The 12,244-nt window shown below is 72.9% G+C and carries 12 protein-coding genes; 5 read left to right on the forward strand and 7 right to left on the reverse strand.

Going from position 1 to position 12,244, the window contains the following annotated elements:
• Nucleotides 1–56: 56 nt before the first annotated feature.
• The 6 genes from JD78_RS13570 to JD78_RS13595 all read right to left on the reverse strand — a co-directional run bounded on the left by JD78_RS13570 (nucleotide 57) and on the right by JD78_RS13595 (nucleotide 7,185).
• Complete coding sequence (locus JD78_RS13570) at nucleotides 57–797, reverse strand: glycosyltransferase family 2 protein (RefSeq protein ID WP_153359068.1); 741 nt, start codon at nucleotides 795–797, stop codon at nucleotides 57–59.
• Nucleotides 797–1,555 carry a glycosyltransferase family 2 protein gene (locus JD78_RS13575; protein WP_166521180.1) on the reverse strand — a complete coding sequence of 253 codons (759 nt, stop codon included), beginning with the start codon at nucleotides 1,553–1,555 and terminating at the stop codon, nucleotides 797–799. The genes JD78_RS13570 and JD78_RS13575 overlap by 1 nt, the downstream gene beginning before the upstream one ends.
• 5 nt (nucleotides 1,556–1,560) lie before the next feature.
• On the reverse strand, nucleotides 1,561–3,780 hold the full coding sequence (locus JD78_RS13580) for a lysylphosphatidylglycerol synthase domain-containing protein (RefSeq protein WP_153359072.1): 2,220 nt from the start codon (nucleotides 3,778–3,780) through the stop codon (nucleotides 1,561–1,563).
• Entirely contained in the window at nucleotides 3,780–4,352 is a 573-nt protein-coding gene (locus JD78_RS13585) for an HAD family hydrolase (RefSeq protein ID WP_166521181.1), read from the reverse strand. Before JD78_RS13585 ends, JD78_RS13580 begins: the two co-directional genes overlap by 1 nt.
• A gap of 110 nt (nucleotides 4,353–4,462) precedes the next feature.
• Nucleotides 4,463–4,930, reverse strand: a complete 468-nt coding sequence (locus JD78_RS13590; RefSeq protein ID WP_166521182.1) for a GtrA family protein — start codon at nucleotides 4,928–4,930, stop codon at nucleotides 4,463–4,465.
• Nucleotides 4,927–7,185 carry a YfhO family protein gene (locus JD78_RS13595; RefSeq protein ID WP_166521183.1) on the reverse strand — a complete coding sequence of 753 codons (2,259 nt, stop codon included), beginning with the start codon at nucleotides 7,183–7,185 and terminating at the stop codon, nucleotides 4,927–4,929. Before JD78_RS13595 ends, JD78_RS13590 begins: the two co-directional genes overlap by 4 nt.
• Before the next feature lie 263 nt (nucleotides 7,186–7,448).
• On the opposite strand from JD78_RS13595, the gene JD78_RS13600 reads away from it, so the two are divergent.
• The 4 genes from JD78_RS13600 to JD78_RS13615 all read left to right on the forward strand — a co-directional run bounded on the left by JD78_RS13600 (nucleotide 7,449) and on the right by JD78_RS13615 (nucleotide 10,669).
• Nucleotides 7,449–8,252 (forward strand): TIGR03089 family protein, encoded by an 804-nt coding sequence (locus JD78_RS13600; protein WP_153359076.1) that lies wholly within the window; start codon nucleotides 7,449–7,451, stop codon nucleotides 8,250–8,252.
• A 29-nt stretch (nucleotides 8,253–8,281) separates the two neighbouring features.
• On the forward strand, nucleotides 8,282–9,091 hold the full coding sequence (locus JD78_RS13605) for a CoA transferase subunit A (RefSeq protein ID WP_243731044.1): 810 nt from the start codon (nucleotides 8,282–8,284) through the stop codon (nucleotides 9,089–9,091).
• A gap of 2 nt (nucleotides 9,092–9,093) precedes the next feature.
• A complete protein-coding gene (locus JD78_RS13610; protein WP_153359078.1) occupies nucleotides 9,094–9,762 on the forward strand; it encodes a CoA transferase subunit B in 669 nt (222 codons plus the stop codon).
• A gap of 85 nt (nucleotides 9,763–9,847) precedes the next feature.
• Nucleotides 9,848–10,669, forward strand: coding sequence for a DUF1028 domain-containing protein (locus tag JD78_RS13615; protein ID WP_153359080.1), 822 nt, complete (start codon nucleotides 9,848–9,850; stop codon nucleotides 10,667–10,669).
• A gap of 34 nt (nucleotides 10,670–10,703) precedes the next feature.
• Here the strand turns inward: JD78_RS13615 and JD78_RS13620 are convergent, their stop codons facing one another.
• A complete protein-coding gene (locus tag JD78_RS13620; protein ID WP_166521184.1) occupies nucleotides 10,704–11,171 on the reverse strand; it encodes a GNAT family N-acetyltransferase in 468 nt (155 codons plus the stop codon).
• A gap of 62 nt (nucleotides 11,172–11,233) precedes the next feature.
• On the opposite strand from JD78_RS13620, the gene JD78_RS13625 reads away from it, so the two are divergent.
• Complete coding sequence (locus JD78_RS13625; protein WP_153359084.1) at nucleotides 11,234–12,235, forward strand: PseG/SpsG family protein; 1,002 nt, start codon at nucleotides 11,234–11,236, stop codon at nucleotides 12,233–12,235.
• The last annotated feature ends 9 nt before the right edge of the window (nucleotides 12,236–12,244 follow it).

The raw sequence follows: 12,244 nt of genomic DNA on the forward strand, positions 1-12,244 counted from the left end.
ACGACGGACGAGGGCCCCTCCCGCCGACGGCGGGAGGGGCCCTCGTCCGTCGTCTCTCAGACGGGGGCGCCGGTCGCCTCGAACGCCGCGAGCTCCTCAGGGGTGCCGAAGCAGTAGAAGTCACCGTGCGCGAGGCCGACCCGGCGGCCGGCGTCGATCAGCTCGTTGAAGACGAGCGAGACGTAGTACTCGGGCATGGCGGCGTCGATCTGCCGCGCCATCAGCCGATCGGCGGCGTCCAGGAACACCCGGGTCGTGGCGAACGAGTAGACGCCCATCAGCGCGTCGGAGGAGATCGCCTGCTTCTCCGCCGTCCGGGTCACAAGGCCTGCGTCGTCGACCTCGGCGAAGCTGTAGCGCGGCTCGGAGGACCGGAAGGACAGCAACAGCCCGTCGACCGACTGCGCCTGCACCGCCCGCTCGAGCACGCGGAACCACTCCGGGCTGTCGAAGGCGATGTCGCAGTCCATGATCACCAGCGGCTGGTCCGGGTCGAGCCGGTCCCGGGCCACCAGGCAGGTCTCCACCGCGCCCCGGGTGTCGTGGTCGAGCAGCACGATCTCCGCCGACGGCTCCACGCCGCGGACCCGGGCCGCCAGGTCGAACTCCCGGTCGTTGTCCTCGCGGACGACGACGGTCACGGTCTTCGGCCCCTGCCAGGGGTCGAAGGAGCGCAGCGCCCGCTGGAACATCGGGACACCGCCGACCTCGATCAGCGGCTTGGGCGTGGTGACCCCGACCTTCCGGAAGCGGGTCCCCAGCCCCCCCATCGGCATCAGCACCTGCAGGGTGGCCATCACCGCACCTCGTCCCACTCGTAGTCCCGGCCCTCGGCCGGCTGGGTCGTCCGGCGGCCGAGCCGCCACAGCGCCAGGTTGCGCAACGCGGTGCGGAAGACGTTCCAGTTCCGGGCGTTGGAGACCTGGTCCTCCTCGCGCCAGGTGATCGGCACGTAGGCGAACCGGACCCCGCGGGAGACCAGGTCCAGGATCAGCTCGTAGTTGAACGTCAGCTTGTCGGCGAACCGCAGGTACGTGGCCGGGTCCAGGTCGCGAAGGGCGAACAGGTTGAGCCCCGAGCCCAGGTCCTCGAGCCGGCGCACGGCGACGACGCTGTACACCGCGTTGAGCACCCGGTTGCCCCAGACCCGCTTCGCGTCGTAGCCATGCAGCCGGGAACGGCGACTGAACCGGGAGCCCAGCACCGTCTGCGTCTGGGGGTGCGCCTGGGCGTGGTCCAGCAGGAGGGCGACCTCGTCGCTCCTGGCCTGGTTGTCGCCGTGCAGGATCACCACGTGGGTGTGCCCGGCAGTCCGGGCGTGCTCGAAGGCGACCTTGTGGGTGCCACCCAGGCTGTTGTTCTGCCGGTTGCGGAACACCCGGAGCCCGGGGAGGCGGCCCGATCGGCGGTACTCCAGGGCCCGCTCGAGGGTGTCGTCGGTGCTCTGGTTGTCGATGACCCAGATCTCGGCGACCCGGGCGGCCACGTCGTCGCTGATCTCGTCGAGCACCCGGCCGATCTGCGGGGCGCAGTTGTACGCCGGGATGGCGATCACGGCATTCACGTCGTGGCGACCTGTCCTTCTCTCGATCCGGTGCTGAAGACGTCGTCCCGCGGGTCGTCGCGGTGGGGCTCGTACTGGTCGAGGAAGCGGTTGAGCGCCTGGACGCAGACCGCGTAGTACTTCAACGCCGTGCCGGGGTTGATGACCACCCGGTGGGTGAGCATCCGACCGTAGAACAACCCGACGTGGAACAGCACCGAGCGCTGCTCGGCGACCGACAGGTGCTTGGGCATGACGACCGTGCTGACGTAATCGGCGAGCTCGGCGTACCGTGCCGACCGGTCATCGCGGTAGGTGATCTCCGGGGAGCCCTGCGACCAGCCCAGCAGCACCGGCGTCTCGTCCTCGTTGAGGAACTCGTAGCCGTAGAGCAGTGACTGCATGTGCCGGCCGAAGTCGATCACAGGCCCCCGGACCTGGTTGTCGTCGGAGGGGTCGATGACCAGGACGTCCCGGGACGGCAGGTCGACCAGGATGTTGTCCACCGTCAGGTCGCCGTGGATGTGCGAGGACGACGCGAAGGTCGCCAAGTCCCGCCAGGCGGCCTCGGTGGACTGGATCCGGTCCAAGATCCGGTCGAAGTTGTCCAGCAGTTCACCGTTGACGACGATCTGCTCGCCCTTCATCGCCTCGGCCAGACCGGAGTGCTGCTCCGCGGCGGCGCGAACGCGGAGCACGAAGCGCTCGCCCACGTAGTCGTCCCGCAGCTGGGTCTGCAGCTCCACCGGCCCCAGCTGGTACACCCGGCCGTACATGTAGTCCCAGACGTCCGCGAGCTTCGCCTTGCACTCCTCGAGCGGGTTCTCGTGGACGTACTCGAACAGCGGGACGCTGCTGGGGCGGTACTCGAGATCGATGGCGTAGTGGTCCTCCGCCGAGGTCTCCCGGAGCACGGTGACCAGCTGGCTGTGGTCCGCGCGCTCGGCGAGCCAGTCGTGCTGGTTCTTCAGCCGGTGCGCGTGCTCCAGCGGGACCATCTTCTTCACGAACAGCTCGGTGCCGTCGGTCGCCAGCAGCGTGACCGCGTTCGAACCGCCCTTGAAGAACTGCACGAGGCTCACGTTGCCGCTGACCTCCAGACGGTGGAGCACCTGGCTGAGGTGCTGGCGCTGGAAGTAGGCATCGAGGAAGTGCGTGATGGACCCCGAGATGTCCTGGTCGCGTCCCAGCTTGTTGACGTAGCCGTCGGCCGGGGCGAGCTCCGCGCCGGAGAGCGGGTCACCGGTGCGCCGTGCCCAGTTCACGAACAGCGCGACGACGGCGACGAGCAGCACCGGGACGTTCGTGACCACCCATGCCGCGGCGGCGAACGTGACGACCGACGGGCCGCTGAGCGAGCTGCTCCCCTCGAGGAAGGACGTCGCGCCGTCGATGTAGGCGGCCGGGGCCCCGTTGCCCAGGGAGGGGCTGATCTCGGCCGAGGGGGTGGCGGTCGCGGCGACCCCGTCGCGGAGTGACAGCTGCGGGAACACGGCTGCGGCGATCATCGCCGCCGCACCCAGGTAGCACGCCCACGAGGCCACGGCGAGCAGTCCATAGCGCACCAGCTGCCGCCGCTGCCGGAAGAAGCGCTGGAACCCGAAGATGGCCGACCACAGCTTGAAACGCGCCCGGTTCTCCAGGTCGTGGTTGAGCCAGCCGGTGGCCTTCCAGGCCAGCCGCATGAGCACGGTGTTCTCCCGCACCAGCGCGGCGAAGGAGGCGATGAGGGCAACCGAGACGACCAGCGCGACGACCGCGGCGGCTGGGACGACCCCGTTGAGCGGCGCGCCCACGACGGCGACGAAAACCAGGAAGGCGACCGACACCAGCACGACGTCGATCAGCCGCTCCAGGACGATGGCCAGCAGGGTGTACAGGAAGCTGATCCGGACCGTCTTGGCGATCAGCCAGGCGCGAACCACCTCGCCCACCCGCAGCGGCCAGACGACGTTGAAGAGGTAGCCGATCGTCAGGTGCCGGAACTGACCGGCCAGGCTGCCGCGCCGGACGTTGTCGATGGGCACCTTGGTGCGGGCCGCGCGCAGCACGTGGCCGGTCAACTGGACCACCGAGGCACCGGCGAGGACCAGCCAGCCGCCGCCGTCGAGGGCGTCTGCCAGCCGGGAGGTCAGGTCCTGCAGCGACGACCAGGTGAGCGCGACGAAGCCGGAGAGGGAGGCCAGCGCGACCACGATCAGGACGACGCGACCGCGGGAGTAGCGGGGAGCGGACATCAGAAGTGCGGCACCTGGAGAACGGGGAGCCCGGCAGCGAGCGCCGCCTGGCGGCCGGTCTCGGAGTCCTCGAAGGCCAGCGACGACGCCGGGTCGGCGCCGAGCATCTCGAGGGCGCGCAGGTACCCCTCCGGGTCCGGCTTGCTCCGGCCGACGTCGTCCCCCCAGATCACGACGTCGAACAACGGGGTCAGGCCGTGCACGTCGAGGATCTGCCTCCCGTTGCCCGACTTCGCCGTGCTGACCAGCGCAGTGCGATGGTGGGGGGCCATGAGCCGCAGGAACGCGATCAGCGCGTCGTTGGCGGTCGTCCGGTGCAGCTGCTGGGCGTAGAGCCGGCTCTTGGCCTCGCGGATCGTGTCGACGCTCCGCTGGCCGATGTCGGGCAGCAGGTCCGGGATGAAGTCCCGGGAGTCCCGCCCCCACGTGGTGGCGAACGTCGCCTGGGTCAGCTCGTGCCCGGACTCGGCGAAGGCGTCGCGGTAGGCGAGGTAGTTCGCCTCGCGCGTGTCGACGAGCGTGCCGTCGAGGTCGAAGAGGAGGGCCTGCACGGCGCCCGCTGTCCTGACCATCGTCCCGCGTTCCTCCTCTGCTCCGGGCCGGTCCCCCGGTCCGTTCTGCTCCCCGACCCCTGCCTGCCGCACCCGCTCGCCGAGCGGGGCGGCACCGTCCGCCGATGGCATCAGGCCGCCGGGTGCCGCGCGGGCGGAGTGGTGGGTGCCGGCCGGTGCCCCGACCCTCCGGCGGGCGTCGCGGGGCCGTCCCCGCGACGCCCGAAGAGCACCTTGCTGGCTCCGAAGTTGGCGGCGAACGACAGGGGCAGCGACACCAACTTACAGACGAAGGGCAGCCACCCCGTCGCCCCGTGCAGGACCTCGATCAACACCGAGAAGATGACGATCGACGTGACGTACCAACCGACGAACAGCAGGAACGACGTGCGCGACCGCTCAGCGGAGAAGGCGTACTTGGTCACGAAGAGGTAGACAACGACCACCGCGCAGCCCGAGCTGATCGCGTTCGCCACCCCGGGCGTCGCGCCCAGGAGGACCGCGGCCTGGAAGACCGCCAGGTCGACGGCCAGCCCGAGGCAGGAGCCCAGCAGGAAGCGGACGACTTGGTGCAGCAGCCCCGTAGGCCCCCCGCTCACCGGGCACCCCGTCGCCGGGCGACCCCGCCGGCCACCGCGGCCAGCGCGATGACGGCCAGGCCGGCCAGCGTGGCCGGCACGACCGCCCCGGCACCGGCCGGCGCGTAGGAGAGGTCCAGCCGCCCGCGGTCGATGCCGGACGGCAGCCCGACTGCCAGGGCCGCCCCCTCCACCGTGGTCACCGGCAGCGGCCGACCGTCCAGGGAGGCGGTCATGCCCGGGTAGTAGGGGATGCGCAGGGCCAGGGTGCCGCCCTGGTCGCCGGTGGACACGACGTAGCTGTCCATCGGCTGGTCGACCCGGGCCAGACCGGAGGTCCAGCCCTCCCCCGAGACCGTCACGCCTTCCGCGGCGGTGATCCGGCCCGGCAGGCCGTCGTCCCGCTCGTACCGCAACCAGGTGTCGTCGGCAGACACCTGGGTCCAGGCGGCGGCGAAGTGGTCGAGGACCTCCTCCGGGGCACCGGTCGACAGCAGGACGGTGTCCGAGGACATCAGGTCCAGCCACGGCGACCCGGTGTCGCCGGCCTCTGCCAGCAGCTCCGCCGGCTCCGAGCACGTCGCGCCCCACACGCCCCGGCACCAGTGGTCGTTGAGCGCGGCCTGCCAGACGGCGAGGGATGCGTAGCCCGGTGCGAGGCCGGCGACGACGTTTCCGCTGCCGTTCACCACCCCGTCCTCCCATCCCCGGTCGCCGTCGAAGCCCCAGGTGATGACGGTCAGCTGCTCGTCCGGCGCGTAGGACTCCGCCCGGTAGTCGTCCACCGTGGTGCCGACGTCACGTCCGGCGTCCAGCGCACGGAGCGGAGCACCACCACTGGAGGGGGCCCCGGCGAGGGCGTCTGCCCGGTCCTGGAGCGAGACCATCATCTGCTCCCCGATCGGAAAGGCCGCTGCCACGGCCAGCACGAGGACCGCGGCGGCGACCGACCGGACCGGACGCCCGGTGGGTCCACCGGTCAGGCTGCCACCGGTCCCTGCCCGGAGGAGCAGCACGACGGCGGCGAGTGCGATCAGCTCGACCACCAGGGTGAGCAGGTGCCACTTGAGCAGCACAGGGGCACGGGAGACCGCGACGGCGACCTGGGCAGCGACCAGGCCGACCGCCCAGCCGAGGCGCGGACGGCTCAGGCGCGGGGCGACGGTGAGTGCGATCAGGACGGCGAGGGGCAGGAACACCTCGACGTAGACCAGGTAGCGCACCGGGTACCGGAACACCGACACCTGGGTCGGCAGCTGAGTCGCGAGCACCGCGGCGCCCCAGACCAGCAGGCCGGTCAGGACCCCGGGACAGCGCCAGGCCCGCCGCCAGTCGACGAGCGCGGCCAAGGGCAGGGCGACCAGCATGGTCGCCATCGCCGGGACCAGGCCGATGGTGCCGGTCCAGGCGTTGGTCTGGCCGAGGAGGGTGGCTCCGCCGAGCAGGACGTCGGCCAGGTTGGGCACCGCAAAGCCGTCGTTGCCGATGAGCTCACCGGGCTGCGGCCGGCCCATCACCTCGGAGAGCTGCAGGGTCGACAGCAGCGTGGGCAGCGCGATGATCAACCCACCGGCGCAGGCCGCCACCCGGCTCAGCGCCCGGACGTTGAGCACGCCACGCCACGAGCCGTACTCCCGGCGGTACTCGAGGAGCTGACCGACGATGACCAGCCCGGCGAACGGGAAGGCGTAGGGGTTGCCGGAGGTCAGCAGCGCCCACGAGGCCAGTCCGGTGACGAGGACGCCGAGGGCGGACCGGCTGCGCAGGCCGACCCAGAGCCAGGGCAGGCACGCCGTCGCCCACAGCAGGGGCCACCAGGAGCTGCCGTACCAGACGACGAAGCCGCTCGAACCGATGCCGACGGCGCCGGCCACGGCGAGCGCTGGTCGCACCCGGTGCTGGAGAAGCACGAGCAGCGACCCCGACCCGAGCAGCAGGAGCATGCCGGCGCCGTACGCCCAGGAGATCGTGAGGAAGTCGTCCGAGGAGGCGACCAGGTACTGCAGGGCCCAGTGCAGCGGGTCGAGCACCCCGTACTGCATGTCCGCGACCACGTTGCCGCCCATGCCGAGGTCGGGGTCCATCAACGGCGGGCGGCCGCCCTCGAGGTTCTGGCCGAGCCACCAGGCCATCGGGCCGAACTGCGCCTGGGAGTCGTCGAACCAGAAGAACCGGGGCGCCCAGCGGCGGACGAGGAGCAGCTGCAACCCGGCGACGAGGAGGTAGGCGAGCAGCGGCCCCAGCCAGCGCAGGGCCGGCCGGCCGGATCCGGTCACGAGAGCGCCGCTGCCCTGTGCCCCCGCCGGCGCTTCGTGCGCACGCTGGAGGACGGCGGCCTGGGAACCGGTTCCTGTCATCATGTGTCTCGGCTTCCTCGTCCGGGGCGGGGCGGCTGACCAGCCTGCGCCGCGGCACCGACCACCCCGGTGGTGCGGGCGCGCAGACCCGACCGGGCTCACGGGGCGTTCCAGGAGCGACTGTAACCACGCGCGGTGGGGTACCGGCGCATGCAGGACGCGTCCGGTGCCACCCTGTGCTCGTGCCCCCCACTCGTCCCACCGGCCCCGCTGACCTGCTCGCCGCCGCGGTACGGCGTGACCCGGCTGCGCCGCTGGTCACCTGGTACGACGACGCCACCGGGGCCCGCGTCGAGCTCTCGGCGACCACGCTGGCCAACTGGGTGTCCAAGACGGCGAACCTGCTGCAGGAGGAGTTCGACACCGCTCCCGGCAGCACCGTCGCGGTGGCGCTGCCGGTGCACTGGCAGACGACGGCCGTCCTCCTCGGTGTCTGGAGCTGCGGGGCCGCGGTCCTCGACACCGCCGTCGAGGACGACGGCCGGCTCGCCGACGCCGACGTCGTGCTGGCCGCCCAGGACCGGCTGCCACCGCTGGAGGAGCAGGACCTGCCCGAGCTGCTGGGTCTCTCGCTGCACCCGCTGGGCATGGGGATGACCGGCTACGCCGGCCCGGCGCGGGACTTCGCACTGGAGGTCCGCGGGCACGGCGACGTGTTCACGCCCTGGCAGCCGGTCGACCCCGCTCGACCGGGTCTGCTCGCCGGCGGCGCGCAGTTCAGCCTGGGCGAGCTCGTCCGCACCGCCGAGGAGCTCGCCGCCAGGCTGGGCCTGGTCGCCGGCGACCGGGTGCTGGTCGACGAGCGGGCGGCGACCGAGGCCGGGCCGGTGGCGTGGCTGCTCGCGCCGCTGGCGGCCGGCGCCTCGCTGGTGCTGGTCCACGACGCGGCTTCCGCCCAGTTGCAGAGCCGGGCCGAGGCCGAACGGGTCACCGCTACGCTCGGCACGAAGCTCGACGGGATCCGCGAGCTGGGCCACCCCGTCTGACTCGTCGCCGGCCCAGCCGACGAGAGACGGTGGTCAGCCGCATGGACAAGGTCGTCCCCAGTGCACGCGAGGCCGTGGCGGACATCCCCTCCGGGGCCACGCTGGCGGTCGGCGGGTTCGGGCTCTGCGGGGTGCCCATCGCCCTGATCGAGGCCCTGCTCGACCAGGGCGCCGACCGGCTGACCACGATCAGCAACAACTGCGGCGTCGACGACCAGGCGCTCGGCGTGCTGCTCTACGCCGGGCGGATCGCCAAGACGATCAGCTCCTTCGTCGGCGGCAACAAGGAGCTGGCCCGGCTCTACCTGTCCGGGCAGCTGGAGGTCGAGCTGACCCCGCAGGGGTCGCTGGCCGAGCGATTGCGCGCCGGTGGCACCGGCATCCCGGCCTTCTACACGCCCACCGGGGTGGGCACGCTGGTCGCCGACGGCGGCATCCCGGTGCGCTACGACGCCGACGGCACGGTGATCGCGACCAGCCCGCCGAAGGAGACCCGCCGGTTCGGCGACACCGACTACGTGCTGGAGACGGCGCTGACGGCCGACTACTCCCTGGTCCGCGCCGCGGTGGGCGACCGGCACGGGAACCTGGTGTTCCGCGAGTCGGCGCGCAACTTCAACCCGCTGGCCGCGATGGCCGGTGAGGTGACGATCGCCGAGGTCGAGCGGCTGGTGGAACCCGGGCAGATCCCGCCCGAGGCCGTGCACCTGCCCGGGGTGTTCGTGCAGCGGGTGGTGGCCGTGGGCGCGGCCGGCAAGAAGATCGAGAAGCGCACCACCCGCCCCCGCCCGAGCGCGGCCACCCCCGCGGCCGCCGGCACCGAGACCACGGAGGCCTGACCATGGCGCTCTCCCGCGACCAGCTCGCCGCCCGCGTCGCCGCCGACCTGCGCGACGGGCAGTACGTGAACCTGGGCATCGGCATGCCCACCCTGGTGCCCAACCACGTGCCGGACGGTGTGCACGTGGTGCTGCAGAGCGAGAACGGGATCCTCGGCGTCGGCCCCTACCCGTACGAGGGCGAGGAGGACGCCGACCTGATCAACGCGGGCAAGGAGACGGTCACCGTCCTGCCCGGCGCGAGCTACTTCGACTCCGCGCTGTCCTTCGGCATGATCCGCGGCCACCACATCGACCTCGCCGTGCTGGGCGCGATGCAGGTCAGCGCCACCGGCGACCTGGCCAACTGGCTCATCCCCGGCAAGATGGTCAACGGCATGGGCGGCGCGATGGACCTGGTGCACGGTGCCCGCGAGGTGATCGTGATGATGGAGCACACCGCCCGGGACGGGTCGGCGAAGATCGTCGCGGAGTGCTCGCTGCCGCTGACCGGCAAGGCCTGCGTGGACCGGATCGTCACCGACCTGGCGGTCATCGACGTCACGCCCACCGGGCTGGTGCTCCGCGAGACCGCCCCCGGGGTCAGCGCCGCCGACGTGGTCGCCGCCACCGGCGCCCCGCTGGAGGTCCCCGCCGATGTGCCCACGATGATCCTGCCGGCCACCGTGTGAAGAAGGACCCCCCTGCCCCCCACCCCTCGCACGCTCGGCGTGGGCCCCTGCAGGGGGGCCGGCAGCGCAGCAGGAACACGAGACGATGACCTTTTCCGTCATAGCCCGGGACCCGGGCAGCGGCGACCTGGGCATCGCCGTCTCCTCCTGCATCCTCGCCGTCGGCCGCGCCGTGCCGACCGTGCGTCCTGGCGTCGGGGTGGTGGCCGTGCAGGCGCGCAGCCGGCGCGGCCTGGGCACCTCGTTGCTGGCCGGGCTGGCGGCCGGCACCTCGCCGCAGGACCTGGTGCGGCACGCCTCGCACGCCGCCGAGGACGTCGACCGGCAGATCGCGGTGCTGGACGCCACCGGGCAGGTCGCCGCCGACACCGGACGCGGATCGCTGCCGGCCAGCGGGCACCTGCTCGGGGACGGGTTCAGCGTGCAGGGCAACATGCTCACCTCCCCCGACGTGCTGCCGGCGATGTCGGCCGCCTTCGCCTCCGCGGGCGGTCCGCTCGCCGACCGGCTGCTGGCCGCGCTCACCGCCGGCCAGGACGCCGGCGGCGACCTGCGCGGCCGGCAGTCGGCCGCCCTGCTGGTGGTCGGCGGGGAGGCCGCCACCGAGGACGACGACGGGGTGCGCATCGACCTGCGGGTCGACGACTCCGGTGACCCGGTGGCCCAGCTGCGGATGCTGCGCAACCTCCAGCGCGCCTACGACGAGCGCGACTACGAGACCCTCGCCGTCTTCGCTCCCGAGGGCGCGCGTGACCTGTACGCCGCGCTGGCCGCCTCGCGGCGGGGCGACCGGGCCGCCGCGCGCAGCGCCCTGGAGGCAGTGCGCACCCGGCCCGGCTGGGCGACCTGGCTGGCATCGATGGCCGGCGACGCCCGGCTGTCAGCGGTTTCCCGGCTCCTGGACTGACGTGTCCACACGACCGGGCCCGCAGGACGGCCGTTCAGTCCGCGCCGTCCCCGCCCGACCGGACGGGCTCGAGCACGTAGCGCCGAGCGCCGTCCACCTGGTCCGCCGCCCGGTGGAACCCGGCGGCCTCGAAGACCGCGATGCTCGCCGCGTTGTCGGGCTTGACCTCGGCCAGCAGCCCCCGCCCGCTCGCCGAGACGTAGAGCGCCGAGGCCTCGGCGACGACCCGCCGTCCGTGCCCCTGTCCGCGCTCGCCCGGCGCCACCTGGACCGACACCCGGGCCCGATCGCCGAACGGCTCGAACCGGATGGAGGCCACCGCCCGACCGTCGCTCTCGAGCAGCCACAAGGCTCGTTCGGTGTCCGCGAGCAGGGCGGTGAACCACTGCAGGTGGTCGGACCAGGTGATCGCGGTACCGGAGAAGGACCGGGCCCGCGTCTCCGGGTCGTTCGCCCAGGAGAAGAGGAGCTCGGCATCGGCAGCGGTGGCAGGTCGGAGCACGTCCGGCAGCCTAGGGCGGTGCGGCCGACGTCCGGCGGCCCGTGCAGCGTCGGCACGAGGTCATGAGCCGGGGCGTCCTGCTGCTCTGCGAGGCGGCACGGGCGACCGGGCTGGGCCACCTGGTCAGGTCGCTGGCCCTGGCCACCGAGCTGGCCGGACGCGGCCGCGAGGTGACCATCGCCCTCCGCCCGGACGCCCTGCCCGAGGCCCGGGACCGGGTCCGCGCCGCGGGGCTGACCCTGGCGACCGGCGGGTGGGTGGACCCCGACCTGCGCGCCGGTGCTCCAGGGACCGTCGTGGTCGACAGCTACCGGGTCACTGGTGCGGAGCTGACCGGCCTGCACCGGCGTTGTGGCGAGACCGCGGCGCGGCTTGTCGTGATCGACGACCTGGCGGACCGGTCGTTCACCGCCGACGTCGTGGTGAACCAGAACGTCGGCGCCGAATCGCTGTCCTATCCCGGCGCGGGCACGGTCCTCCGCGGCCCACGTCACGCACTGCTCCGCCCGGCCTTCCCGGCCGCCCGGACGGCCGGACTGCGCAGCGCGGCCGAGCTGCCGGACGTGCCGCGCCGGGTGTTCGTGCTCTTCGGCGGCACCGACGCCGCCGGGATGGCCGGCACGGCCGCCGCGGCCGCCCTGCGAGCGTTCCCCCACGCCCGGGTCCGGGTGGTGGTGCCCGGAGCGGCTCCGGTGCCGGTGGAGGTGACGGCCAGTCCGCGGGCCACGGTCCTGCCCCCGGTCGACGCGGTGCACGAGGAGATGCTCGACGCCGACCTGGTCGTCTCGGCCGGGGGGACGTCGCTGTGGGAGCTGTGCTGCCTGGCCCGCGCGACCGCGGTGGTGGCCGTGGCGGAGAACCAGCTGCCCACCTACGACCGGCTGACGGCGGCCGGGCACGTGCTGGGGGCCGGCCGTCACCCGGGGGCCACCGTCGGAGAGCTCGCCGACCGACTGCGCACGCTCACCGCGCCGCCGGGCACGCTGGGACGGGTGGCCCGTTCGGCGGCGACGGTGACCGACGGCGCCGGCTGTGCCCGGGTCGCCGACGCGCTGGCCGGCTGACCGGCGGGC

The organism is Modestobacter roseus, from assembly GCF_007994135.1.
GTDB lineage: Bacteria > Actinomycetota > Actinomycetes > Mycobacteriales > Geodermatophilaceae > Modestobacter > Modestobacter roseus.

Bases quoted from the DNA above. Each gene is read 5' to 3' on its own strand.
- JD78_RS13610 (WP_153359078.1), top strand. From the start codon at position 9,094: ATGGCGCTCTCCCGCGACCAGCTCGCCGCCCGCGTCGCCGCCGACCTG.
- JD78_RS13625 (WP_153359084.1), top strand. From the start codon at position 11,234: ATGAGCCGGGGCGTCCTGCTGCTCTGCGAGGCGGCACGGGCGACCGGG.
- JD78_RS13585 (WP_166521181.1), bottom strand. From the start codon at position 4,352: ATGGTCAGGACAGCGGGCGCCGTGCAGGCCCTCCTCTTCGACCTCGAC.
- JD78_RS13580 (WP_153359072.1), bottom strand. From the start codon at position 3,780: ATGTCCGCTCCCCGCTACTCCCGCGGTCGCGTCGTCCTGATCGTGGTC.
- JD78_RS13615 (WP_153359080.1), top strand. From the start codon at position 9,848: ATGACCTTTTCCGTCATAGCCCGGGACCCGGGCAGCGGCGACCTGGGC.
- JD78_RS13570 (WP_153359068.1), bottom strand. From the start codon at position 797: ATGGCCACCCTGCAGGTGCTGATGCCGATGGGGGGGCTGGGGACCCGC.